The organism is Saccharicrinis fermentans DSM 9555 = JCM 21142 (assembly GCF_000517085.1).
Classification (GTDB): Bacteria; Bacteroidota; Bacteroidia; order Bacteroidales; family Marinilabiliaceae; genus Saccharicrinis; species Saccharicrinis fermentans.
Map to the genome: position 1 here is coordinate 2,750,306 of NZ_KI912107.1, position 26,994 is coordinate 2,777,299.

At 39.1% G+C, this 26,994-nt stretch carries 22 protein-coding genes; 12 read left to right on the forward strand and 10 right to left on the reverse strand.

Annotation, left to right across the window (positions count from 1 at the left end):
• Positions 1-93: 93 nt before the first annotated feature.
• Positions 94-2,349, reverse strand: coding sequence for an inorganic phosphate transporter (locus CYTFE_RS0110970; protein ID WP_027471824.1), 2,256 nt, complete (start codon positions 2,347-2,349; stop codon positions 94-96).
• 578 nt (positions 2,350-2,927) lie between these two features.
• Here CYTFE_RS0110970 and CYTFE_RS0110975 point away from each other — a divergent pair.
• Both CYTFE_RS0110975 and CYTFE_RS0110980 read left to right on the forward strand, forming a co-directional pair.
• On the forward strand, positions 2,928-3,566 hold the full coding sequence (locus CYTFE_RS0110975) for a LysE family translocator (RefSeq protein WP_027471825.1): 639 nt from the start codon (positions 2,928-2,930) through the stop codon (positions 3,564-3,566).
• 292 nt (positions 3,567-3,858) lie between these two features.
• Entirely contained in the window at positions 3,859-4,227 is a 369-nt protein-coding gene (locus tag CYTFE_RS0110980) for a DUF5684 domain-containing protein (protein WP_027471826.1), read from the forward strand.
• Between the two features lie 77 nt (positions 4,228-4,304).
• Here the strand turns inward: CYTFE_RS0110980 and purL are convergent, their stop codons facing one another.
• Entirely contained in the window at positions 4,305-7,994 is a 3,690-nt protein-coding gene (gene purL / locus CYTFE_RS0110985; RefSeq protein ID WP_027471827.1) for a phosphoribosylformylglycinamidine synthase, read from the reverse strand.
• A 311-nt stretch (positions 7,995-8,305) separates the two neighbouring features.
• Between purL and CYTFE_RS0110990 the strand changes: the two genes are divergently transcribed.
• The 3 genes from CYTFE_RS0110990 to CYTFE_RS0111005 all read left to right on the forward strand — a co-directional run bounded on the left by CYTFE_RS0110990 (position 8,306) and on the right by CYTFE_RS0111005 (position 10,562).
• Complete coding sequence (locus CYTFE_RS0110990) at positions 8,306-9,235, forward strand: helix-turn-helix domain-containing protein (protein ID WP_027471828.1); 930 nt, start codon at positions 8,306-8,308, stop codon at positions 9,233-9,235.
• Positions 9,236-9,557: 322 nt separating this feature from the next.
• Complete coding sequence (locus CYTFE_RS0111000) at positions 9,558-9,821, forward strand: DUF3861 domain-containing protein (RefSeq protein WP_027471829.1); 264 nt, start codon at positions 9,558-9,560, stop codon at positions 9,819-9,821.
• A 42-nt stretch (positions 9,822-9,863) separates the two neighbouring features.
• Positions 9,864-10,562 (forward strand): ferredoxin reductase domain-containing protein, encoded by a 699-nt coding sequence (locus CYTFE_RS0111005; protein ID WP_027471830.1) that lies wholly within the window; start codon positions 9,864-9,866, stop codon positions 10,560-10,562.
• A 287-nt stretch (positions 10,563-10,849) separates the two neighbouring features.
• Here the strand turns inward: CYTFE_RS0111005 and CYTFE_RS0111015 are convergent, their stop codons facing one another.
• Complete coding sequence (locus CYTFE_RS0111015; RefSeq protein ID WP_027471831.1) at positions 10,850-12,085, reverse strand: DEAD/DEAH box helicase; 1,236 nt, start codon at positions 12,083-12,085, stop codon at positions 10,850-10,852.
• A gap of 280 nt (positions 12,086-12,365) precedes the next feature.
• On the opposite strand from CYTFE_RS0111015, the gene CYTFE_RS0111020 reads away from it, so the two are divergent.
• Positions 12,366-12,665 carry a hypothetical protein gene (locus CYTFE_RS0111020; protein ID WP_027471832.1) on the forward strand — a complete coding sequence of 100 codons (300 nt, stop codon included), beginning with the start codon at positions 12,366-12,368 and terminating at the stop codon, positions 12,663-12,665.
• A gap of 33 nt (positions 12,666-12,698) precedes the next feature.
• Here CYTFE_RS0111020 and CYTFE_RS0111025 read toward each other — a convergent pair whose 3' ends face one another.
• A complete protein-coding gene (locus CYTFE_RS0111025; RefSeq protein WP_027471833.1) occupies positions 12,699-14,144 on the reverse strand; it encodes a sensor histidine kinase in 1,446 nt (481 codons plus the stop codon).
• A gap of 177 nt (positions 14,145-14,321) precedes the next feature.
• Here CYTFE_RS0111025 and CYTFE_RS26165 point away from each other — a divergent pair, with 177 nt between their 5' ends.
• Positions 14,322-15,050 carry a YkgJ family cysteine cluster protein gene (locus CYTFE_RS26165; RefSeq protein WP_052343150.1) on the forward strand — a complete coding sequence of 243 codons (729 nt, stop codon included), beginning with the start codon at positions 14,322-14,324 and terminating at the stop codon, positions 15,048-15,050.
• Between the two features lie 5 nt (positions 15,051-15,055).
• Here the strand turns inward: CYTFE_RS26165 and CYTFE_RS0111035 are convergent, their stop codons facing one another.
• Genes CYTFE_RS0111035 through CYTFE_RS0111045 form a run of 3 tightly spaced genes read right to left on the reverse strand, consistent with a single transcriptional unit; the run spans position 15,056 to position 18,602 of the window.
• On the reverse strand, positions 15,056-15,283 hold the full coding sequence (locus CYTFE_RS0111035) for an Imm17 family immunity protein (protein WP_044213966.1): 228 nt from the start codon (positions 15,281-15,283) through the stop codon (positions 15,056-15,058).
• Positions 15,283-17,454, reverse strand: coding sequence for a DUF3352 domain-containing protein (locus tag CYTFE_RS0111040; RefSeq protein ID WP_027471835.1), 2,172 nt, complete (start codon positions 17,452-17,454; stop codon positions 15,283-15,285). Before CYTFE_RS0111040 ends, CYTFE_RS0111035 begins: the two co-directional genes overlap by 1 nt.
• Positions 17,455-17,498: 44 nt before the next feature.
• Positions 17,499-18,602, reverse strand: coding sequence for a lactonase family protein (locus CYTFE_RS0111045; RefSeq protein ID WP_044262750.1), 1,104 nt, complete (start codon positions 18,600-18,602; stop codon positions 17,499-17,501).
• 277 nt (positions 18,603-18,879) lie between these two features.
• On the opposite strand from CYTFE_RS0111045, the gene CYTFE_RS0111055 reads away from it, so the two are divergent.
• Complete coding sequence (locus CYTFE_RS0111055) at positions 18,880-19,338, forward strand: hypothetical protein (RefSeq protein WP_152541843.1); 459 nt, start codon at positions 18,880-18,882, stop codon at positions 19,336-19,338.
• Positions 19,339-19,371: 33 nt separating this feature from the next.
• Here CYTFE_RS0111055 and CYTFE_RS0111060 read toward each other — a convergent pair whose 3' ends face one another.
• From CYTFE_RS0111060 to CYTFE_RS0111070, 3 genes are all read right to left on the reverse strand, one after another.
• A complete protein-coding gene (locus CYTFE_RS0111060) occupies positions 19,372-20,655 on the reverse strand; it encodes a voltage-gated chloride channel family protein (protein WP_154665656.1) in 1,284 nt (427 codons plus the stop codon).
• 9 nt (positions 20,656-20,664) lie between these two features.
• Positions 20,665-21,144: a PaaI family thioesterase gene (locus CYTFE_RS0111065; RefSeq protein WP_027471839.1), complete on the reverse strand. Its 480-nt coding sequence runs from the start codon at positions 21,142-21,144 to the stop codon at positions 20,665-20,667.
• A 112-nt stretch (positions 21,145-21,256) separates the two neighbouring features.
• Positions 21,257-21,763, reverse strand: coding sequence for a ferritin (locus CYTFE_RS0111070; RefSeq protein ID WP_027471840.1), 507 nt, complete (start codon positions 21,761-21,763; stop codon positions 21,257-21,259).
• A gap of 230 nt (positions 21,764-21,993) precedes the next feature.
• Here CYTFE_RS0111070 and accC point away from each other — a divergent pair, with 230 nt between their 5' ends.
• From accC to CYTFE_RS0111090, 4 genes are all read left to right on the forward strand, one after another.
• Entirely contained in the window at positions 21,994-23,499 is a 1,506-nt protein-coding gene (gene accC / locus CYTFE_RS0111075) for an acetyl-CoA carboxylase biotin carboxylase subunit (protein ID WP_027471841.1), read from the forward strand.
• Between the two features lie 9 nt (positions 23,500-23,508).
• Positions 23,509-24,027: a biotin/lipoyl-containing protein gene (locus tag CYTFE_RS31660; RefSeq protein WP_027471842.1), complete on the forward strand. Its 519-nt coding sequence runs from the start codon at positions 23,509-23,511 to the stop codon at positions 24,025-24,027.
• Between the two features lie 124 nt (positions 24,028-24,151).
• Complete coding sequence (locus CYTFE_RS0111085; RefSeq protein ID WP_027471843.1) at positions 24,152-25,687, forward strand: acyl-CoA carboxylase subunit beta; 1,536 nt, start codon at positions 24,152-24,154, stop codon at positions 25,685-25,687.
• A gap of 544 nt (positions 25,688-26,231) precedes the next feature.
• Entirely contained in the window at positions 26,232-26,744 is a 513-nt protein-coding gene (locus CYTFE_RS0111090) for a MarR family winged helix-turn-helix transcriptional regulator (protein ID WP_027471844.1), read from the forward strand.
• Positions 26,745-26,994 lie beyond the last annotated feature (250 nt).

Consider the following 26,994-nt stretch of genomic DNA (forward strand, 5'->3'; position numbering starts at 1 on the left):
TAACTAAGGGAGCAAATAAACATGGACAAAGCACTTACCCTACATTGATAAAAGCAAATTATACAAACAGTAAAGCGGGCACCAACAACCTTCTTAATTGTTATTATATTTCCCAAAATCACGTTGCGCCTTTAATACATTGCCCAAGTGAAGCATTAAGTTCTGTGTTTCATGTAAAAAATTAAGATAAAGCATACTGGTATAAGTGCTGGACTTTTCTTTCTTAATTCTCCGCAACTGTTTCTTACGCAAGTCCTTTAGATTATCCATGGTCGCCAACAGTTCTACATAAACGTTATCCAGATTATCATAGTTACCACTATTAATCATCTTCACCACCTTGCTAATCAGCACCTGCACTTCGCCTTTTAACACACTCACGTCTTTAAACTGCTCATTGGTAAAAGGAGAGTGGTTATTATCCAAATGTTCATAAAATGGCTGAGCTACAAAAGTTAAGGCATGAGCTGATTCCCTGAGGTAGTCAATCACCTGCACATAATGCAAACTCGAATCAATCTCAGATTCCTGTAGTTTTTTGACTGTTTTATAAATATTATCCTTTAATTTTTTGATGGACTTATTAATTTGATTTACCTCTTTCAGTTTAGATTTTAACTCCTTACGATTTTCGGCCTGAAAACAAGTGATAGCAGAAGAATAAAGTTCTGATATATCTTTTAAAGCAGCAGTAACGTTTTTGGTGCACTTGTTGAATATGGCTTTACCCAAAGTTTTTTCTTCCACCTCTTCCAGGTTAATATCCTCGGTAGCTAAATTACTGGCAGACCTTTTCTTACTAATGATCTGCGTTCTGTATATTAACACCATAGACATAGCGATAAGCACAAATACGGCATATATACCACCAAAATAAATAATATTGGTAATAACAAAACAAACAGTAAAGGCTGAAAAGGCCGTTAAGAACCATCCACCAATCACGGATAACACACCTGTAACACGATATACGGCACTCTCACGTCCCCAAGCCCCATCGGTCAATGAACTACCCATGGCCACCATAAAAGTAACATAAGTAGTAGACAGAGGCAATTGGTACGAAGTAGCCATAGAAATCAGGACACTGGCCACCACCAGGTTAACAGAGGCTCTCAACATATCAAAAGCAGGTGCCTCATCACCCAATTCTTTTCTTTGTCCTTCATAAAATGATGAATCAAACTGCTTATCCATACTAGCTTTGATATTAGCTGGAATAAACTTATTGAGTGTATTAACCATATTAACAACACCATGGACGATTGTACGTGACAGATAAGAAGATCCGAACCTTTCTTCACCTTCCTGTTGGCGAGACAAATCGAGGGATGTTTTGACCACACTACGTGCTTTTTTAGATGTCCATAAGGTAACCACCATGATAAGACCAGCAATTACAAGAAGATAAGTATCCGTCTTCACTTTACCTGCCAAGGACTCCATCAACAATCCATCAGCAGCCACACCCGAGGCTTTAAATATCTTAAAAGATTCAAAACCAGCCAGTGGAACCCCGACAAAATTCACCAAGTCGTTTCCTGCAAAGGCCATGGCCAGCGCAAAAGTACCTACCAATACGGTAAGTTTTAGGATATCTATTTTAAAGATCATACGCATCAACTGCAATATGAAAGTCCATCCTAAAAAGCAAACACCAATAATTTCTATGGTATTTTCTTTGATCCAGTCCTTGGTAACTTCGTTCATAAAAGAAGCACCTTTGGCACCTTTTATCAATATAAAGTAAGTAATAGCGGTGATGGCTATACCTCCCCACAGTGCACCCAAATACTTCAATCGCGCATCATAATTAAAGGAAAATACCAATCGGGTAAAATACTGTACAACTGCACCCACCGAAAAGGCCACTACCACAGACAATAAAATTCCTGATATAATAGCCAAAGCTTTGGCGGTATTGATATACTCGCTAATAGGTATATCCGGATTCTTGCTCACTTTAATCACTGAAATCGCAATGGCTCCGCCCAGTAGTTCAAACACGATAGAAACGGTTGTGGAGGTCGGCATACCAAAGGTATTGAACAAATCCAGCAGTAACACATCCGTAATCATGACGGCCAAAAAGATGATCATGATTTCTGAGAAATAAAAGTATTGCGGATTAAAAATCCCCTTTCGCGCTACCTCCATCATACCACTAGAAAAGGTGGCTCCAATAAAAATTCCTATCGCAGCAATTATCATAATTACCTTAAAAGAAGCTGCTTTGGAACCTAAAGCTGAGTTAAGAAAATTTACAGCATCGTTACTAACACCAACCACTAAATCTGAAATAGCCAGCACAAAAAGAACGACTACTAAAATCACATAAACATTTTCCATTATAGTCAAATTATATCATATTCTGTGGCGCAAACATAATTAGTTATGACTCCTTACTTGTTTGCTGAATATTAATTGTATGTTAATAGAATGTTAAATCAGCACGATAGAAAGAATGCATAAAAAATGAATGAATTATTAGATCAAAACAATAGTTCCCACTAACAACAAAGAAACTAAAATACTCAACACAAGGTCATTACACCCAACTTAAAGATAAATAAACACAAAGAGAATGTTATCTTTTTCACCCATTTCAGTCCAAATATATTTATAAAATCTGTAATCAAAGAAAGATTTCATTTTATTTTTTTAACATTTAACCGCACAGTAGGAAGCATAATTACACAAACAATTTTCAAACTCAAGGTACATCTTGCAGACAAAGGCTTGAATAAAATTTTAATCTGTAGTTTTTTATTCTATTTTTGCTCACCCTTAATAGCAGAAAATTGTCAATAACGACTTCAATAAGAGTAATTGTCAATAAAAAATTAGCCAATGATTAGTAATTGGTGTTCTGTAAATTAAAATAATGGTATATTGTAATTACAGAAACTAAACTGGATTTTTAATACATGCTAGTAAAGTATTTAATCGATGGCATTATTATCGGATTTTCGGCATCCATTCCCCTTGGGCCTATCGGAGTGCTATGCATACAGCGCACGCTAAACAAAGGGCGCCTATCGGGCTTTATATCAGGAATGGGGGCTGCCTTTAGTGATACCATATACGCAATCGCAGCAGGCTTTAGTCTCTCGTTCATTATCAGTTTTATCGAAAAACAACTTCTTTATATTCAAATATTCGGAGCCTTGTTATTGATTATACTGGGCATCAACATTTTCAATAGTAACCCAGCGGTTCAGCTACGAAAACAACGAAAGGGGAAGTCGAACCTATTTCAAGATTTTTTCTCCACTTTTTTAATCACCATATCCAATCCTTTGGCTATTTTCTTATTCCTGGCCTTCTTTGCTAGCTTTGGCGCAGTAAAACCCGGGGATAATGCGATCAGTCATTTTGTTTTAATAGGAGGCGTATTATGTGGCGCTTCGCTATGGTGGTTTATTTTGTCATCACTCATCAACCTTTTTCGTTCCAAGATTAACCTACGCAGACTCTGGTGGCTCAACAAAATTACAGGTGCCGCCATCGTCATCCTGGTCGTTATAGGCTTCGTTATATTTATGATAGAAAGCCCATTGGGCTAAATGATTATAAAGGGAAGTTCGTTGAAAAATTGGGGCCTCATATAATCACAGGGCCAATTGATTCACTTAAGGAGACATTACTTCAATCAGATAGCGAAACTTATTCTTTGAGGATCTATGAAAATAAACCTCTCCAAATAAAAAAACACCCAAGGAAGTTTCAAAAGCAAAACATTTTAGACGATTCCTCGTATGCACACACTACACATGGAGGCCAGTAACCATACAAACGGGGTGAAACTGAAAAACCTTACGAGTAGGAATTTAAACTAACTAATTTAATTGATTGAAAATGAATGATACAGCAGGATTACAAGCTTTATTAGGTGTATTAGGTATTGTTTACGTAGCAATAATCGTTTTGCTCATCGCCTCACTATGGAAAATATTTACTAAAGCAGAAAAACCAGGTTGGGCCGCTCTCATCCCTTTCTATAACACAATCGTTTTATTACAGATTGTTGGAAAACCAGCCATATGGTTACTTTGGCTAATGCTTCCCGGCATCAATATTATTTTTGCCATTTGGGCAACTAACTTGCTAGCCAAAAGTTTTGGCAAGAGCGAGGGTTTTACGGTTGGACTCATTCTTTTAGGCCTTGTATTTTATCCAATTCTAGCTTTTGGAGATGCAAAATACGAAGGTCCCGCCGGATCGTAGATAATAAAACACAAACAAACAAGCCGGACCCCAAAGTCCGGCTTGTTTGTTTTATATCTATACCATCCAACAGGCTTTTATTTCTGATCCTCCACCCACTTACGCGCATTCACGAATGCTTCAATCCAAGGAGTTACCTCATCCTGTTTTCTATCCTCAGGATAATGAGCACACTGCCATGGGAAGATCGTTCTTTCCAGGTGAGGCATCATAGCCAAATGACGGCCATCCTTAGAAACAATTGCCGCCGTACTAAAATCACTTCCATTAGGGTTACCGGGATAAGCATCGTATGAATATTTTCCAACGATACTATACTGATCTTCACCACATGGCATCACGAACTTACCTTCGCCATGCGCCACCCAAACACCTAACCTAGTCCCAGCCAATGATTTCAGCATCACCGAGTTATTCTCTGCAATATCCACATTCACAAAGTTAGATTCAAACTTATGTGAAGCATTATGCTCCATGGTCATTTTCTCTGTATGATCGGGATAAACCAGCCCCAATTCAACCATCAACTGACAACCATTACAAACACCCAGACTCAAGGTATCTTCTCGCTGATAGAAAGCATCCAAAGCAGCCTTTGCTTTTTCGTTGTACAAGAAAGCACCAGCCCATCCTTTAGCAGATCCCAACACATCTGAATTCGAGAACCCCCCTACAAAAACAATAAAACTCACATCTTCCAATGTCTCACGTCCGGTAATCAAATCGGTCATATGAACATCTTTCACATCAAAACCTGCTAGGTACATAGAATATGCCATTTCTCGGTCACCATTCACACCTTTCTCACGGATAATAGCAGCTTTAACACCAGATTTTTTAGTTCTATTCTGTACTAAGCCATAATCGGCCAATTGACCATTAAAGTGCTCACTAAAGCTAAACTTCAAGGCTTGTTTCTTATAATTATCATAACGCTCTTTGGCCAATACTTCCCCACATTGTTTTCTATCCAGCAGGTACGAAGTCTTATACCAAACATCACGCATCTCGTCAATATCGAAAGACCATGATGCACTATCCTTGGTAATAGCCAACACACGTTTTTCAATGGGTTTTCCGATAAGCTGATAGCCCAAATCCTTTTCATCCAGCAAAGCTGTTACCTTAGCCACATCCTTCACCTGAATAAGAACTCCTGGATTTTCAGCAAATAAAATCTTCACCAAATCGTTCTCGGCGATGGCAGACAAATCAATTTGAATACCAAAAGAATGATTGGCAAAACACATTTCCAACAAAGCGGTTACCATACCACCGGCCGAGATATCATGACCTGCCACAACAGCTCCTTCCTTCACCAAAGACTGAATCGCTTCAATTCCTGTTTTAAAATATGCCGTATCGCTTACGTTAGGTGCATCATCACCCAGCTTATTCACCACCTGAGCAAATGAACTACCACCTAACTTAAAGTGATCAAAAGAAAGATCAATATAAATAATAGAAGTATCTATGTCTTTGACCAAAACCGGTTCCACAATCTTTTTCACATCACTCACCTCTGCGGCAACCGAAATAATAACCGTACCTGGAGAGTAAACCACCTCTCCATCTTTATATTTTTGTGTCATCGAAAGCGAATCCTTACCTGTTGGGATATTAATCCCCAGGTCAGTAGCAAAATCGCTGACCGCCTCAACTGCTTTATACAAACGGGCATCTTCACCTTTATTTTTACAAGGCCACATCCAGTTAGCACTTAAGGAAACCCCTTTAATACCATGCGTAAAAGGAGCCCAAACCAGGTTTGTGAGGGATTCGGCGATGGCGATTCTAGAACCAGCTGCTGGATCAATCATGGCCACTGCCGGTGCATGTCCCACAGAAGTTGCCAAACCAGCCGTTCCCGTATAGTCAATACTCGTAGCACCCAAGTTATTCAATGGTATCAGAACCTCTCCCACACACTGTTGTTTAGCCACCTTTCCAGTTACCGAACGATCCACCTTATTGGTTAGCCAGTCTTTGCAAGCCACAGCCTCCAACTGCAATACATTTTTAAGATATTCCTCTATTTTTGAAGCATCATATGCAACAGGCGCAAATTTCTCATCCACCGTAACATCATTCATAATTGTTTTGGGAGGATTACCAAACATATCAGACAATTGCCAGTTGATAGGCGCATTTCCTTTGTCATCCTTAAACACAAAGCTCATATCACCGGTGGTCTCACCCACCACGTACATGGGCGAGCGCTCACGATCGGCCACTCTTTTTAAGCGATCAATATCTTTTTCTTTGATCACAAGCCCCATACGTTCTTGCGACTCATTACCGGCTATTTCTTTAGCCGATAAAGTAGGATCACCCACAGGCAGCTTATCCAAATGGATAGTACCGCCTGTCTCTTCCACCAATTCCGAAAGACAGTTCAGATGTCCACCAGCACCATGGTCATGAATCAACACGATAGGATTTTCCTCCCCCTCTGCCATGGCACGAATAGCATTCATAGCCCTTTTTTGCATTTCCGGGTTAGACCGTTGCACGGCATTCAGCTCAATGGAGTTATCGAACTCTCCTGTAGCCACTGATGAAACAGCACCACCACCCATTCCGATTCTATAGTTATCGCCTCCAAGAATAACAACTTTATCCCCTTTATCCGGCGTATCTTTTAAGGCATCTGATTTTTTGGCAAAACCAATTCCTCCAGCCATCATAATTACCTTATCAAAGGCAAATTTCTTTTGATTTTCAAAATGTTCAAAAGTAAGTACCGACCCACATATCATAGGTTGTCCGAACTTATTACCAAAATCACTAGCACCATTGGACGCTTTTATCAAGATCTGTTCCGGTGTTTGATATAACCATGGGCGGGCTTCTGTGGCTCCTTCCCAGGCACGTCCTTCCTCCGAACGGGAATAAGAAGTCATATATACCGCTGTACCTGCCAATGGCAAGGAAGCTTTACCTCCACCCAGTCGATCTCGAATCTCCCCTCCAGATCCCGTTGCAGCCCCATTAAATGGTTCCACAGTGGTAGGAAAGTTATGTGTTTCCGCCTTCAGCGAAAGAACAGTATCTATTTCTTTTGTCTCGAAAAAATCAGGTTTATCATGACTTTTAGGAGCAAACTGAATGGCCTTAGGGCCTTCCACAAAGGCCACATTATCCTTATAAGCCGAAACCAAAAAGTTTGGATTCTCCTGCGAAGTACGTTTTATCAGCTTAAAAAGTGAGCTCTCCTTTTCCTCTCCGTCAATGATAAAAGTACCATTAAATATTTTATGACGACAGTGTTCTGAGTTCACCTGAGAAAAACCAAAGACCTCGCTATCGGTTAACTTACGTCCCAGTTTAAGGGCCAACCCATCCAAATAAGCAACCTCTTCATCACTTAAAGCCAGTCCTTCGGCTTGGTTATAGGCGGCCACATCATCAATCTCCACAATTGGATCCGGTTCTTTATCTATTGTAAAGATATCTTGTCCCAATCCATTATACAACACCTGGAGCATGGGATCAAAATCTGCATTTTCATCGGCCACTCCAAAGAATTCCTCTATACGAGTAATACCACCCAAACCCATATTTTGGGTGATCTCAACGGCATTGGTACTCCAAGGAGTTATCATCTCTTTACGAGGACCAACAAAAAAGCCACCTAACTGCTGCTCGTCAGTTTTGGTGGCACCGCTAAAAAGCCATTCCAACTTCTTGATATCTTCGGCTGTAAACTCCTGATTACAACCTACTGCTAAAATCTGTTCCGATTTACCTTTGAAGAAAAGGACCATGAATTTTCCTGTTTTATAAGATTATTCTAATGAGTCGCAAAAGTACAATAAACCGACCAATTTACGCAATGATGCCCCATTGTTTTTCAAGAGCTTATTAACACTGCAGCGCTGCTTGTGGATCGACCACGGCAGACAAAACCACCAAAACACTCATAACCAAGACCATAGACACAATAGCGTCAAAACACATAACAAACTATCATGCTGCTATTTATCCTTATTTTTCGATGTCAACTTTTTAAGGTAAGTTTATCATTTCAATTTTAAATATCATAAAACATATAAGCATTGAAAGAAAACATAAACATATGAACAAAAAGAATATACCTTTCCATAGATATAGTGATACCCACAAACATGTGTCCATTATAAATGGGAATCCAGCCCTTTCCATCGACCCGGACTTTCCCTTCGTCCTGACGCAATTCAACTACATGGAGCATGAAGCATTGAGTGCTCAGGCTCATCGCCACGATTATTATGAGATTCTGTTTATTGAAGAAGGAGAAGGACAGCATATTATTGATTTTGAAGCCTACAACGTTAAAGCGCCATCCTATTTCTTCATCTCAAAAGGACAAGTTCATTTTTGGAAACACATCAAATCATTAAAAGGAAAGGCCTTATTATTTCCTCGGGAATTTTTAATCTCGCCAGCCACAAATGTCCGCACCGAAAGCGATCTATTAAGTTTTGACAGTCTAAACAAAGCACCCCAACTTAGCATTGACGAAAGTGATTTACCCAAACTACAGGAACTACTCAAGTGTATAGAAGAAGAATTTAACATGCAATCGGGACGAAGTCTTTCTGTAATCAGATCCTTCATCCATATACTATTGATTCAACTTTTACGTATTTACAACGAAGAACATATCGAAAACTTACTCGACACCACCCACACCATGGTGCGAAAATTCAGACAGCTGGTTTCAGATCATTTCTTAAACATACGATCAGTTCAGGAATACGCCCATATGATAGGCATCAGTACTTCGCACTTGCGTGATAGCGTGAAAGAAATTACCGGATACTCACCTGGGCAAATCATTCGTCAGGAATTGATTTTTGAAGCCAAAAGAAAGTTAGCAAACACCACCCTCACAACTGCAGAAATTGCCTATTCACTTAACTTTGAAGATGCCTCGTATTTCAGTCGCTTTTTCAAACGAGAAACAGGAATAAGCCCCCTTAAATTTAGAGAAGAAATCATGATAAAATACCAGTTCTCGGGCTAGTTATATAGTGGCTGCAAGAAAACGATCGTTTTTTCTGTCTTTGATAAGAAACGAACATGAATTTTAGCATTCTAAAATACACACAGAAGAATGATTAAAATTCATCGGGAGTTCCATATGACCATTGAAAGACAAATTATAATCATATGAAAGCTTCAAAGACAAGGCTTTCGATACTTTTGAAACCAAGGAGTTTACAGATTGTAAATGACTGTTTCAAAAATGAGAAACTGTTGAAAAGTACCATCTTTCCAGTCTTTAACCCCTTACCTCCCCTTCTTTGAAAACCTATTTTTGCATTATAAATTTTAAGCATACAAAAATGAAATACAAAGTCACCGTAGAAGAAATGTCGGGAGATAACAAATTAATCTTTGAAACCGAAAATCAAGAAAATATATTAAGAATCGTCGAAAAACTAAAGCAACACCCCAACGTGGATAAAGAAGATGCAGCAGCATTTGGCGTAGGACTAAAATTACTTTCCACTATTATATTAAAAAACAAAAATACACCTTTATTTAAGGACTTCCTACCTCATTTTAAGGATTTTATGAAGACATTAAAAGGAAGTATGACAAAATAAGTGCGCACATCATTTTTTATAGCAACATTTAAATCAAATACCATGTTAACAACAATTGTCAAAAAGATATCTACTAAAATAGAACTCACAACAATAGAAAAAGAAGCTCCCGAAACCTACACTTTCAAGTTTAAGGTACCCGACAAGATAAAATGGGAACCGGGAGCTTATGCACATTTTTTGAACAATGACCTAAGCAATGGGCAAAAAGTATCCAAAAAGGAGGTACGTGAATTTTCAATAATGACCCATCCCGATGAAAAAACACTGGGTTTTACAACACGTATACGTCAGGACGCATCTAACTTTAAGTCAGGACTACTAAAACTTAAACCTGGAGACAAGATACGTATGTTTAAAATGGGTAACCACCTCAAAAGCAAGCACTCCCCAAACCACAGGGTATTTATAAGCATGGGAGTAGGAATAGCGACTTTCAGACCTTTTATTTTGGAACAGCAAAAAGACACTGCATCCGAACAGTTAATAACCAACATTAACATTGACCGCAGCGGTGAATTTGTCTACGCCAGTGAGTTGAATAAATATGCAAACCCCCAACTCAAGAATATATTTGTGACTAAGCGGGATGACCTTTATAAAAATATAGAACAATGCACATCTCATCCCCACAACACTTACTATGTAGTAGGTTCCCAAACATTTAATGAGGCAATCGGCAAATATTTAAAAGAACAAAACATACCTGAACGCCAAATTATTTTTGACAAACATTCCTAGTTATATAAGGCGAGTTGTTTGAGTTGTTAGAGTTGGCAACTTATTTAAGTTATTGATTTAAAAGACTTATGGAGGTGATATTCAATTTTAAAAACAATACCGGATGGAATTATTACCCCAAAGCTGTATTAAAAAACCTATTACAAAGTTTATACTTTAAGGTGTTTATGATTTCCGCTTCGCTCCAATTTTTCTACAGCAGAAAAAAATAAACAAAAAAAAACGCCACCGCTGACCTCAAAAAGCATAAATAAGCGCAGAAAGCAAATTCACTGCGCTCAAACAAACTACTTCTTCTTTTTTTTACGTCTCTTCAATAGGCTTTGCTCATGTTCGTTCATTAGCGATTTCCAGTCGGCATGACTTTCTGCGGAAAAATCGATGGTCTGCGAATAATCATCCCGATCCATTTCAAGGCGTTTAATCGGCTTACCCAAAAAGCCTTCAATTTCAGCGAGTATCTCTTTTTCTTCCGTACTACAAAAAGTTACAGCCTGTCCTTTTTCCCTGCCTCTACCTGTCCTACCCACACGATGAACATAATTTTCTGACAACTCCGGCAAATCATAGTTAACCACAAATTCCACACTTGGAATATCGATCCCTCTGGCACTCACATCGGTAGCTATTAACACTTTGACTTCTCCTTTACGAAACAGGTCCAATACCTTTTTTCTATCCTCTTGTTCCATTCCACCATGCAATGACTTAGCCTCCAGCCCTACTCTTCCCATTGCTTTTTGCACACGTTCGCACCGCACCTTAGTACGTACAAACACCAATATCTTACTATTTTCATTTTCTTTGACCATGCGTTCCAGGAAAAAACGTTTATCATCCATCTCCACATAAGTAACAAAATGGTCAATATTACGAGCCACCGGATCTTTAGGTGAAACCTGAATACGAATAGCATTATTAACCAAGGAATAAGCCAGTTTTTTAATAGTTTCGTTGATGGTAGCCGAAAAGAAAAGCGTTTGTTTTTTTTTCGGAAGATAGGTCATTATATCACGGATATCCTTAATAAATCCCAGGTCCAACATATGGTCAGCCTCATCCAGAATCAAAACCTCAATCCTATCCAATTTAATAAAACCCCGACTGGCCAGGTCAAACATTCGTCCCGGCGTAGCAATTAACACATCAATACCTTTTTCCAATCTAGCTATCTGGGGTGCTTCCTCTACCCCACCAAAAACACAAAAAGATTTCACACGGGTATGCTTTCCAATGGTTTCAAACACCTGATGAATCTGAATAGCCAATTCGCGGGTAGGCACCATTACCAAACACTTAATACCATCCATACGTCCTTTTATCTTACGCATGTGCAATTGATTAATAACAGGAATCGCAAAAGCGGCTGTTTTCCCTGTCCCCGTCTGAGCAATCGCCAACACATCCTCTCCTTTTAATATAGGTGGAATAGATTTGAACTGTATATCAGTAGGACGTCTGTAATTTAGCTTTGCTAAGCTTGTTTTAATTTCTGCTGCGATGGAATAATCCTCAAATTTCATAATACTTTCAAAATAAAATATTGCGACAAATATACTTTTAAATACTGCTTAATAAAAGACAGATAAGCTTAAGCCCTTGTTTTATCGTAAATATTTATATTTACAGACACAGAAGTCATCCCTGGCAACTTCAACAAACACAGCATATCTCATTGTATCAATGAACATTACACCTATCAACTTTAAAAAAAAGAGTTATCATGATATTTTTTTACACTATACTCTTTCCTTTCATAAAGGTTCTTTGTAAATTAAAACTTGAAACTTAAAACAAAATACAATGGAAAAGTGGGCAAGAAATTTACAACTAATTATTAATAAGCGAGATGCGCTACTAATTCAACTCAATAAAATAACCGGAAACAATTATTCATATCTCTCCTTACAGAATTTAACAATCAATCATATTAAAGGAGCCGATGCAAAAATTATCTTCTCCCAGCTCCAGAATGCCATTGGGGAGTATAATGATGCCTTATTGGAACGAGATGAAAAAATGTTTGGGAAGTTTCTGGACAGTCTGATTCATGACAAATCACCTACCAAAGAAAGCCAAAACTGGTGTGCATACAAATATTAAGTTTCTCTTGACTTGAAACAACAGAGGAGCAGCTTAATTGCCACATCCTCCTGCAGGCAGAGATACAATAAAATGGGTTCCTTCCCCAGGCTGGCTCTCCACGCGGATACTGCCATTATTTTCGGCTATCATCTCTTTGCATAACACCAAACCTAAACCGTTACCCTTTTCGTTATTAGTTCCCAAAGAAGAAATCGTCTTATTCAACATAAACAGCCCTTGTAATTGTTGTTCATCCATACCCACGCCACTATCTATTACTTCAACCACGCAAGTAGCACCAGCAAGATTAGCTTTGATATGAACCCATCCTCTTTCGGGTGTATACTTAACCGCATTGGAAAGAAGGTTGACCAATACTTTTTCAAACATCAACTCATCAACATAGACAAAGATCTCTTCATCCACCAATTGCTCAATACGAATTCCTTTGGTCTTCCAGATATCAGACTGTCCTTCAATAACTTTGCAAGCCATCCTTTTCACATTCACCTCAACAGGCTTTATCTCCAGGGCTTTGGTTTGTAACAAGTGCCAATCCATCAAGTTAGTAAGCATATCCAAACCCTTATGGGCTGTTTTATGCATGGTTTTAATACTTTCCAACATCACATTTTTATCCATCGCTTCAAAATCCTTTTCCAATAATTCAGACAAATAACTTTGAACACAAAATGGAGATCGCAAATCCTTACCTATGATGGAGAATAGCTTATCTTTAATATCATTCAATTTTTCCAGCTCCTCTTTCTGCTGTTGTATAAATTGTTTTTGGTTATTTAGCTGATCATTCAGATGCTGTTCTCTCCGTAAACTTTGCATGGCCATTTCTTTACGTTGCGTCTCCAACACCAATTTTATTTCTATTTCACGCCTCTCCTTACTTACAATATTTTGTTTTTCCACCAATCGATTAATCATCTTGGGAATACTGAACATAAAATATCCCATCAAAATAAAATAGACAGATCTATACAAAGCACCCTCCGGTCCTGCCGAAGCCACCTGCAAGATAAGATCCGGATCAATATCCGGGTAACGCACAAAAAACACAATATTAGAACACACCACCACATAGATAGTCGTATAAAACACCAACCATCCATCGTACCTTAGTACCGATAGCATAATCAACAAGGGATAAACAAACAACGAAGGCGCTGTAGATACAGCAATGGGGGTGAAAAAATAGCTATAGTTATAAATATGTAAAGACAGAATGGTTACATCAATGGTAGAAGAAGCATATCGTATCCAGGAAGCACCTTTGAACCTCCGCAATAATAAACTAAGAATAGAATTATAAAAAACATAAACACCCAATAAAATAAGGGAAACAAACCCACGATCCACTGCACCACTCAGAAAAATATATCCAATGAGAATCAGTATTGCAGCCACCAATATCCATCTGAATTTCATGACCTGTCGCTCGCCCCAATCTGCATCTTCGGTGGATAAAAACGAATGGTATCTCATGACGTAATAGGTTTGATAGGTTTGTTTAAAGAAATTAAAGTTAGACAATACTACAAAAAAAATACAATATATTTTAAATGAAGTATACTTTCTTCAGCACACCCCACTATAGTTCAGTAAAAAATAAATTATAAAAGCGTACCTTGTACAAATATTCACAAACCCATTTTCTAGGCCATGACAGACAAAAGCAAAGATTCACCTTTTAATGAAAAAGAAAGGAACCTCACTTTTTACAAAGATGGATATACGATTGCTTCTCGGGAAGTCACCGACTTTCATAGTCTGACTCCTTTATTTAAAGGCATGCAAAGCCAATACAGTGCCATCAGTCAGCTAACACAATCTTTTGCGGCACGGACGCAACAGCAGAACAAACCCATAGCCTGCGAAAAAGGATGTAGCTGGTGCTGTTACCAGCCGGTGTACATGACCACACAGGAAGCCTTACTTATATACGAATACATCATACAAACCTGCAATCAACAACAGCTCAACGACATTCGCAACAAGAGCGAAAAAAAATTAAAGAAAACCAAAGGTCTTGCAGAAGCAAAAAAACAAAATATCATCCACCCCTGTGCTTTTCTATCAGATGGAGCTTGCTCCATCTATTCAGTAAGACCGATGGCCTGTCGCATTTACCTATCCTCTTCAAAAGACTCCTGCAAAAGAAAATACGACAATCCCGGCAATAAAGATATCTACCCGGTGCTTTTTGATTTTCTATTAAAAGCGGGTAAATACACGAACGAAGGATTTGTTGCATTTTTAAAAGGCAATGGTCGCATCTTGGAAGAACTGACCATTGAAGAATTTATGGTAAAGCTATTTAAACACCCTGACTTTTATAAAGAATGGCTCCAAAAAGATCATTTCGACACCACAAACAACACCAAGGCCTAGGCACGTCAAAAATTAAAAAGCCCCCAGGCCATTAACATGTCGGCCCCCAGCAAAGAAAAAAACAGGCCCAGCAAGGCATAAACCACACGAGCCCCATTCAGGCCAATAGCCTTACTCAACATTTTTGCCTTACGCAGGCTAAAAAAATACTCCCAGTTAAAAAGAGCAGCCGTAAACAAAACCATCCCAAATACCAAAAACAAAACATTTATCAAAGTACTCCCTTCTCTCATCACCAATTTTCTTTTTTTAACAATTCACCCGATGTTGCATAATACTTCCAATTTCCGCTTCGGGTATTCCTTTTAAACTGACCTTTTATTTTTACAGCACCATTCTGATAATAATAAATGGCATCCCCCCATCGTTGTCCGTTCTTAAACTCCAGACTGGCTTTGATATTACCATCCGTATAATACTCTTTATACACTCCATCTATCTGATCATCTTCCAGTTCTATCTCAGCACGGATGATATGCTTTTCGTTATCGTAATAGAATACAGCTGTTCCATCCACCACTCCTTCATCATACAGCACCACCGACTCGATATTACCTGAGGTATAATAAGTTTTCCATATACCATCCAACACACCCTCATCCAATTCGCCTTCATAAATTAAAACACTATCCTGCACACGCTCAGGATGTGTAATATAATAAGCCAAATCACCATGATAATCCGCATATTCCTCGCCCAAATCTATTTTAAACTGCAAGCTATCAAACTCTTCCAACATAAGCTCTTCGGCCGACAAGTTCATTTGTTCAAGCGTCAGATTAAAAGCTTCACTCGTATCCTGTCTGGCAATAAACTGGGTACGCAATAATTTATTTTCGGGGTATATCTGCATCCCAACCAGACCGATATCCTGCATCAGCTCCTTATATTTTTTGAGTTCTTGTCTCTCCTTTTTATTAGAATAATAATACAGATGCTCATAGAGTCTATTCATGTTCACATAAGTCGTTAAGCTACTGTACTGTTTTAACTCCTCATTAAACCTAACAAACGAAGCATTTCGCTCCAGCGTATTACCTACCAGGTAACTATCAATCAATAACTTCAACATATCCGAAGAGTTACTAAACACCACATAATCGTCCACAATCGTATAATATGGCTTATCTCTATTTTTGAAAAAACCTCCCATGATCATCTTTAAGAAACCACTCACATTCAAGTAATTAATCTTATAGTTTCGATAATCCATTTGCCTAAAGCGAACGGTTGTTCTATTCTTTATTCGTTTTGCAATGGCATCCAGTTTCTCCTTTGCCTGTTCAACGTCATTGGATCCTAGAGCAATAATAAAATCCAGTTCCCTGGCATTATTGGTCGGACGCAGCTTTGCCATGGCAATTTCACCATTCATCCATGCAAAAACATCTTTTTTAATATCAATACCCAAAAACGTTTCTGTCATACCAATACCACCCTTATAACTAGCATAGTCCTCTGGATCCAATTGGGCATACTGCTGCAAAAAATCCTCATAAAAGGAGGTAAAATCATCCACATTAAAATTAGTATAAAACACAGCGCCCGAAGGAATTACCTTTTCTGCCTTCCGTGCCCCAGCATCCGCCATCACCAGAGGTGCAAACAAAGAAGGCAAAGAATCGTCATAAGAAGAAAAACCATCCATCATAAGAGAAGAATGCGCTATATCACCACCCAACACCGAAAAGTCAAGCCCCTTCAGGTAGCTATTGTCAATTCCTTTACCAAACACCTCCATCACTTTTTCCATATCGGCATACACATTTAACTGTCTATGATTATAAACCGATGTGATAGCATTGTTCTTTAACGAATTCTCCTGAGCACTAACAAATCTGGCCCTTATGGTCTTTTCCAGCAACTGATACGAAAGACTGGCAATTAATAAGTTATCAATAGATGCCATATGCACTGTTTTATGCATATCCTCCACCACAATTGAATATAGATTCACACTATCTACCACATTCTTTTGTACGGGCATTTTCCATATTGAGGCGATTCGAGGAATCAAGTTGCCATACTTTTTCACATCTACCACCACCATAAAGTCGCTTTTAAAAGCAGACAGCTGATGCATCGAAACAGACACTTTCTGGTTATTCAACACTTTGGTCAATAACTTATTCTCATGAATAGCCGAATTAAAAGACTGTAAACCTTCATTAAACTCATGGAACAGTTCACCCGTAATTATTGTATTCCAATAATCAGAATGAGTTAACTCCACCATTAATTTGGATATATTATCAGTTTCAACGATGAGTACTGCATCATCGGGGATGATAGACAAAGGTGAACGGTTGGCATTGCCTCCAAACTGAAAATAAGCAATCAATCCAGCAACCACAAGAATGATTGCCAAAATTAAAACTCCAATAAACTTAATAAACTGCTTCATTACTTGATTTGAAAAAAGACTTAGATAATATTTTTTTTAATGTTTCAATGATAAAACTTAACACAGATAGGTCGTTCGACCTGGGCCACACCAGGTAACAATGTCAACCTTCCCGTACGCTTATTTCTTTGATAAACCGATAGATTATTTACATCTCTATTGGCCACCACCAGGAAATTACCACTTGGATCAATGGCAAAATTCCTTGGCCATTTTATTCCTTCGGTGACAAAGTCCACCCATTCCAGTTTTCTCTCATGAACTTTAAAGACACCAATACAGTCGTACCCTCTATTTGAAGCATACAGAAACTTACCATCCGGAGAAAAATGAATATCAGCCGCCTTGGCAAAACCGGAGAAGGTATCGGGTAACAAAGATACCTCTTGTAGCACTTTCCTATAAATTCCTGCTGAATCTTTCGCAAAAGTACTAACGGTACAATCCAATTCATTGACCAAAGCCATCAAATCACCATGGGGTGAAAAATCAAAATGACGCGGTCCGGATCCAGGCTTACACATCACTGAATCAACCATCGTCAGCCCCATGGAATCCTGGGTGTAAACCATCAGCTTATCAGCTCCCAAATCGGCGGCATAAATAAAATGGCTCCCCGGATCAATATCAATAGAATGCGCATGCACAGCTTTCTGACGACTCAAAACAGGCCCCTTACCATGATGCTTGATCTTTCTTAAAAAAGCCACCCCCCCATCACTAAGGACATAAGAAGCCACCTCCCCAGAGTTATAATAAGCCAACATTAACTTATCCAACGACTTATCTAAGGCCACATAACAAGGCCCCTGGCCATTTAACACAGACGATGAAAGCGGTGTTATCTGACCTGACTTTTCGTCAACCCCATAAGACTTTAACACTGACTTCTTATCCGACCGTTCTCCAATGGCAAATAAAAGTCCATTTTGTGCATCCACCTCCAAAAAATTAGGGTTCAATATTTTATCGGCCAGTTGTGGTTGAGATATTTCCCCCGAAACGGTATCTAAAAAGCAATATTCAATTCCTTTTAAAGAATCGTTATTCGTTGTTCCAATATACACGAGAACTTTATTATCAACACGCTGCCTATCACATGAAAAAAGTACGGCCAGTACCATCAACAAAAAACAAAATCTATACATACCCTCAGGTTTAAATGATAAAAAACGCTTAAAGATAATGAATATAAGAAATATGTAAAGAAAATAACGAGCTATTAATAATGAAGGAACCATCATTACTCTCCTGTTCGTTTTCGTACACCATACTGTGTCAAAGTAATACAACCATTCAGCATTTAAGTCTTCACAATACTCAATCTAAAACACTACATAAAAGAACATTACACATATTGGCACAGCTATTGAAATACACCTTTCGAACAATTAAAAATAATAATTACTTAAAAATATAAACACCATGAGAACACTTCATTTAAACACCCAAATCAGAAACACATTTATGATTATTCTTGCATCAATGGTATTATCGACATCAGCATCAGCATCAGCATCTGAAATCACAAAGATGGAACCCATGCCAGTTGAACCAGTTGTTTCTTCAAATTTTGATTATTTAATCGATGCCTTAAACGAGAATAACAGTGAAGCATCCTTAATCCTTGAAGAATGGATGTTAAATCCCGAAACATTCAATCTGGAAGATACCGAAGAACCTACATTAGAATTAGAAACATGGATGATGGACACCCATACTTTTGATGTAGCGTTTGATTCAGAATTGACACTGGAAGAGTGGATGACTGATCTGGCATCATTTATAGATATTCCAGCAGAAGAAAGTTTGACTTTAGAAGAATGGATGACCAACTTGGACTCTTTTATAAATGAGGAACCCATATTTGCACTTGACAAATAAAATCCGGCATCGGGATCATCAAACGATCAACTATTACAGTTGATTCAGTTTTTTCCCCTTATCAGAACCTAATAAGAAATTCTTAGGACTGCCTATAATCTGTTCCCCATAAATACCGGTATGACCTGAAAACAAATAAGCGGTGGTACATGCTATACCAATAAACACACCTGCCTCTGCGCCAAAAAGCTCAATACCCATTAAGGTACATGCAATGGGAGTGTTGGTAGCTCCGGAAAACACAGCTACAAAACCCATTCCGGCCAATAGAGCCACTGGCAAAGGGATAAACAAAGAAAGTGCGCTACCCAAAGCAGCTCCCGTAAAAAAGAGAGGAGTTACCTCACCACCCTTAAACCCAGCCCCCAAGGTAAATGAAGTAAACAATATTTTCAGCAAAAAATCGGTAAAAGGCAATGTATGCTCAAATGACTCCACAATAACCGGGACACCTAAACCTATCCACCGTGTACTACCCAACACCCATACAGCTATGGCAATAACGACACCCCCTACAACAGGACGCAAAGGCGGATATTTAAACATTTTTTTAAAAAACATACCCCAATAATGCGTTGCATTGGAAAACAACATACCAGCTAGGCCAAAACAAACTCCAGCCAATAAGGCCCACAACAACTGAGGAGCCCATAAATCGGGCACAAAAGGGATGGCATAATGCGTATGATGAATAGGCCACAAATGCGCTGCTTCGTTGGCAAAGACAGCAGCCAGAAAGCTCGGAATGATAGCATCATAGCGCATCCTACCCACCACAAATACTTCCAGTGCAAATACAGCACCTGCCAATGGAGTTCCAAAAATGGATGCAAAACCAGCACTCACACCTGTCACCAATAATATCTTACGATCCTCTGCCTTTAAGTTAAATATTTTAGTAAACTGATCAGCAATAGCACCACCCATTTGTATTGCTGTTCCCTCTCTACCTGCCGATCCACCAAAGAGGTGGGTTACCACTGTACTCAACAGCACCAGTGGAGCCATTTTTAAGGGTATGATTTTTTTAGGACTCTGGAACTCTTCCAATATCTGGTTATTTCCCTTTACTACCGACTGTCCAAAATAATGGTAAACCAAGCCAATCACCAAACCACCCAATGGCAACAAGGCAATGATCCAAAGATGACTTTCTCGCCAGTCAGTAGCCCATTCCAGTGCTATTAAAAAAACAGCAGAAGCAGAACCCGCCAGCAGTCCCACAACGCCACAAAGAAGAATCCACTTACCCAAATACAGCAGCGAGGGTATAAAACCTTGGGGAATATTCTGTTTTAGGCGTTTTTTAAAACTCATAACAATTATTTATTCAAAAAAAGCATCCACCCCTGGATAATGATATTTTTCTCTGGCCATATCCTGCGGAAAAAGAAAATAAGTTACTTTTCCAATGGAACACAGCTTACCATTATGGTCCTCTATGGTGGTTTTAAAAATAGCCAATCGTCGGTTAATGGTTTCGATATGAGCCCGAATGGCAATTTCATCATCCGTTATCATCAACGGATGTTTGTACCTAACATCTAAATTAGAAGTTACACCGGCCGTTTTACATTGTGTATACACAGCCCAGCTGGCCACTTCATCGTGCAAGGTGGCCTGAATGCCTCCGTGCACCACATTCATGTATCCTTCAAAGCGTTTTTTAGGACGCCATTTACAAACAACATCATGGTCATCCTCCCAAAACTCAAGTTGCAGACCAATATCATTGAGAGGAGAGCAACCAAAACATTTGTAATCATGCTGCTTGCTATGTACAAAGGGATTAATAATCTTTCTCATTCTCGCAAAAGTAATAGTTTTTCACTTAGTGCAAATAAAAAATGCCGAAAATGAGTATAGCTCACCTCCGACATTCAATATTTTAGATCATTTCAAGCTTTATAAACAAAGCCTATTGCTGACTTCCCGGTACCGTTCCACGCATTCCCGCTACATCGCGATCGAACAAATAAAGATTTTGTCCTTGCAGTAATTTCAACTTATCGATGATGTTTCTTACGGAAGCTTCTTCTTCAATTTGCTCCGTCACAAACCACTGAATCCAGTTATGAGTGGTAAAATCTTTTTCTTCCAAACAAACACCAACAATTTCACTGATACTTTCGGTCACATATTGCTCATGCTCTAATGTTCTTTCAAATAACTCCTGAACATCGGCAAAATCTGCTGGTGGTTGCTCTACCGATGGTATAACGGCTTTTCCTCCTCTTTCGTTAACATACTTCATAAATTTCAGAAGATGTATTTTTTCCTCTTCGGCCTGTGCATACATCCATTCAGAAACGCCTCCAAATCCATTTGTTTCTGCCCAAGATGCCATTGACAAATAAAGGTTTGACGAATAAGCTTCCCTTTCTATTTGTCTTACTAAAATATTTTCTACCGGTTTTTTCAACATAATCTTATCTGTTAATTCTTAATTTTCATTCCACACTCCAAAATTATAATAATTCAGATAAAAAAGTATGGTTTTCAGTAGCCCTTCAGCTATTTAGAATACTTCTACACAAACGCCCAAATCATCATTTGCATCCACCCCTAAGTCATCCTTCATGCATATAAAAGACAAACAAGTATTTAATTTTCAAAAATAAGTTCATATCTTAAACAGATGTTAAATTAAAATGAATGATAAAAAAAATCCTTGTAGCAAACAGAGGCGAAATAGCGGTACGCATTATGCGTTCCTGTCGCGAAATGGGCATTTTATCTGTAGCTGTTTTTTCGGAATCTGACCGTACATCCATGCATGTACGCTATGCAGATGAGGCCTATTGTATTGGTCCTTCTCCTTCAAATGAGAGTTACTTAAAAATGGGAACTATCTTAAATGTAGCTATAAAGGCTAAGGTAGATGCCATTCATCCTGGTTATGGTTTTTTATCTGAAAACGCCGAGTTTGCCAGAAAAATTGAAGAAAAGGGCATCCTGTTCATCGGTCCAAGTCCCCATGCCATCTCTGCCATGGGCGACAAGCTCACCGCCAGACAATTGATGGAACATTCTGGAGTACCAGTGGTTCCTGGGACCCAAAAATCACTCAGCTCCAAGGATGAACTCTATTCCCTAACCCAAGAGATAGGCTATCCGGTCATGATCAAAGCCTCTGCGGGCGGAGGCGGAAAAGGAATGCGGCTCGTCAAAAACAAAGCAGAGCTGGAATCCTCCTACAACATGGCAAAATCAGAAGCGCTATCGGCCTTTGGCAATGATACGGTGTACATCGAAAAATACATAGAATCGCCACATCACATAGAATTTCAGATATTGGCCGACAAACAAGGTAATACCATTCACCTTTTCGAACGGGAATGCTCAGTACAAAGACGCCATCAAAAAGTAGTAGAAGAAACCCCATCACCTCACATGACACCTGCCTTAAGAAAAATCATGGGTGAATATGCCATCAAGGCAGCTCAATCAGTCAACTATGTAGGCGCAGGTACCATTGAGTTTTTGGTAGACAACAAACACAACTTCTACTTCTTGGAGATGAACACCAGACTACAAGTTGAGCATCCTATTACAGAAAGAATTACAGGAATAGACATCGTCAAAGAACAAATTAACATTGCAGATGGCAAAGCCTTAAGTTATCGTCAAGATGAGGTCATCATGCATGGCCATTCCATTGAATGTAGGATTTACGCCGAAGATCCGCAAAATAATTTTATGCCCAATCCAGGTTTCATCAAGCACATTAGTGAACCCTTAGGTTTGGGAGTCAGGACCGACGGTTATGTCTACATGGGCTATGAAATACCTATTCATTACGATCCAATGATATCAAAACTGATCATCTGGGCAAAAACAAGAGACGAAGCCATCGCTAGAATGAAAAGAGCACTATACGAATACAAGATAACCGGCGTAAAAACCTCTATTCCATTTCTGGAGAAGATCATGGACACTCCGGATTTCAAAAACGGTAAATACGACACTCACTTCATCCAAAACAATGCCAAATATCTGCAAATAGAAGAACCATGTGAAAAGGAGTGCCAAGATATTGCCATGTTTGTGGCTTACCTTGATTTTAAGAAAAAGCAACAAACACAGGTACAAGATAATGTCACCAACAAACCTTCGCCATGGAAGGAATTTGGTAAGAAAAGAAATATGTTAAGATTTTAAACTTGTAGTATGCCTTTAGAACTAAAAATAAAAGATAGGAAAGCAAAGATAGAAGTACTCCACCAAGAAGACAGTACCTATCATGTGAAGATCGATGGTAAAGAATACCATTTGGATGTATTACAAGTTGAGTCATCGGTATATTCAGTCCTCTACCAAAATCAATCCATTAATTTGGAGATGATCGAAGGCGACAATCCCAATCAATATAAAGTAAATACCCGTGCCGATCAATTTACAGTAGACGTGATAGATCCCGTAACCAGGTACAAGTCATCACGCTCCAACGCGCATAAGAGTATCGAACAAATCATTGTATCTCCCATGCCCGGAAGAATCGTCAGCGTACTGGTAAAAGAAGGGGACCCCATTGAAGAAGGCCAAACGGCTTTGATCGTTTCCGCCATGAAAATGGAAAGCGAGTACAAGGCTCCAATATCAGGGGTGGTATCCAAAATACATATTTCAGCAGGAGACACCATTCGCGGTGGAGTTCCACTCATAGAGATCGAGCCTCAGTCCCGCTAACACAGCAGTGATTGCAAAGACAAAACAAGCCCAAGCATCCTCCTTTAAGATGATGGTGGTTCGTGGAATGTGAACGTAAAAAACAATTTTTAAGCACACAAATAGAAACCTTTAAGTTAACAATATGCTATCATTAGACGATAAATACAAGATTTACGAAGACAAAAATAGAGAAGCAGAGATTGGAGGCGGGAAAAAGCGCATAAAAAAGCAACACGATTCCGGAAAACTCACGGCACGAGAAAGGATAGATTTATTTTTAGATAGCAACACTTTTGTTGAGTTGGATAAGTTAATCACCCATTCCTGCCATAATTTTGACATGCAAAAACAAATTATTCCGGGCGATGGAGTAGTTACCGGATACGGTAAAGTAGATGGTCGCTTGGTATATGTTTTCGCACAGGATTTTACCGTATTTGGAGGCTCTTTAAGCATTACCAATGCCAGCAAAATCATCAAAGTACATCAACTGGCACTAAAAATGGGCGCCCCTATCATAGGACTAAACGACTCAGGTGGAGCGCGAATACAAGAAGGTGTACAAAGCCTTGCCGGTTATGGTGATATATTTTATCTCAACGTAAAGGCATCAGGTGTTATACCTCAAATTTCAGCTATCATGGGACCATGTGCCGGAGGTGCCGTATATTCACCAGCCCTTACTGATTTTATATTCATGGTCAAGGACTCCAGTTATATGTTTGTTACCGGACCTGAGGTGATAAAAACCGTCACCCATGAAGAAGTGAGCAAGGAAGAGCTGGGAGGTGCAGTCACCCACAACTCCAAGAGTGGTGTAGCACATTTCTTGGGCGATAATGATGAACACACCCTCATGATGATAAGAGAACTGCTTAGCTTCCTCCCCTCCAACAACATGGAGGAAACACCCATCGTTCCCAGTGGCGATAAAAGTGACCGTGAGGACGAGTCACTTCAGGAATTGGTTCCGGCAGATCCCAATAAACCATACAACATGCTCGACTTAATAAGAACAGTGGTGGACAATGAACACTTTTTGGAAGTAATGCCACAGTACGCCAAAAACATGTTGACTGGTTTTGCCCGGTTCAATGGTCGTTCTGTTGGAATCGTAGCCAACCAACCTGCATTTTTAGCCGGCGTATTGGATATCAACTCCAGCACCAAAGCCGCTCGATTTGTCAGGTTTTGCGATTCCTTTAATATCCCCTTGGTCACCTTTGTTGATGTACCTGGATTTTTACCCGGCACAACACAGGAATTTGGAGGCATCATAAAACATGGAGCCAAGCTTCTGTACGCCTATGCCGAAGCTTCGGTCCCCAAAATAACAGTCATTACCCGCAAAGCTTATGGAGGTGCCTATGATGTGATGGCCAGCAAGCACCTGATGGCCGACATTAACCTGGCATACCCTACGGCAGAAATAGCTGTCATGGGACCCGAGGGAGCAGTCAATATCATATTCAGAAATGAAGAAGCCAGCGAGCGTATTCAAAAAGTCGACGACTACAGAGATAATTTCGCCAACCCATACCAAGCCGCAGAGTTAGGATATATTGACGAAGTGATTATGCCCCGGGAGACTCGAAAAAAGCTCATTCAGGCACTGGATATGACTCAAAACAAAAGCGAAACAAACCCTTCAAAAAAACACGGTAATATGCCATTATAATCCGACCTGTTTTGTTTAATCGTTCAATTTACCAAAGAGTTTCATTTTCTTAATTAAGATTTGAAACTCTTTTATTTTGCAGGCGTATTCTCTCCACAGTTCTTGATAAATGTAGCAAAAACCTCATCAAACCTTAGGGTTAACAAAATATCAGGGAAAGACAACATAACAAATAACAAACCACGAATATAGTTTCGATCTCAGTAGTCCATCAGGTGATAAACTGTACGAAATCTTACTCAAAGGCGGTTCGTTGGAATTAGATATCAACGGAGATATTTCTCCAGCAGGTCGTTACTATAACCTTGACTTTACCCAAGAGATCAATAGAGGAACATCAATTTGAGTTTCAAAATGCATGGTTACTAAGTGTGGTAAAACCGTAATCTAAACTACATTCTGCTGATAAAACTGTTTCATTTTAAGAATCTTGTCAAAACCACAACAAATTGTTATGCCACTTCTTATTTATTTTGCACAAAAGTAATTGAAAGCGTTCAATTAAAATGTATTTTTGTTTTTTTATTGGCATGATGATCACGAGATGGATACAACAGAGATTTTAATCAAGATTCGTAAAATAGTACGTTCGATAGATATCGAATCAAAAAAAATACAGAAAGAATATGGCGTTAGTATTCCACAGGTACTTTGTCTGAATTTTTTAAAAATATCACCTAATTTTCAGGCTACACAGAGCGAGATAAAAAAATTCTTAAACCTCAATGCGAGCACTGTCAGTGGGATTATCAACCGTCTAGAAAAAAAAGGTTATCTTGCCCGTCTACCAAAATCTGTTGACAAAAGAGTGGTTAACATTGCTTTGACATCTAGTGGAGACAAAGCATTAAGCACCATGCCATCACTTTTACACGAACAACTTTCTTATAAGTTAAAACAGCTAAACGACCAGGAGTTACGTACGGTTGAATACGGCTTGGAAACACTGGTAAAAATGCTTGAGATTGAAAAAGTAGAAGCCTCACCTTTAATAACTACAGGTGCTAGTTTGGACGAATATAATGACGAAAACAATACCAATGAGAAGACCAAGTAACAGAAAATGCCTCGTCTCAGAAAAGTCTTCTTTTATCGCCATATAGTTGGCGAGTTGTTGAAGTCGTGGAGTTGTTATAGTTGTGTTTCTCATCTAAAAGATATCTTCCATTTGTATATGGAACTATCAATAAAAGACCGCAGGATAGGCCAGAACAATAGCTGTGGCCGGCGGTGGCGAGAGAGCTTCAAGGGCGCACTTGAGGTGGTAGTGCGCTGGACGGAAAGATAACCCAAAAGCTGCATTAGAA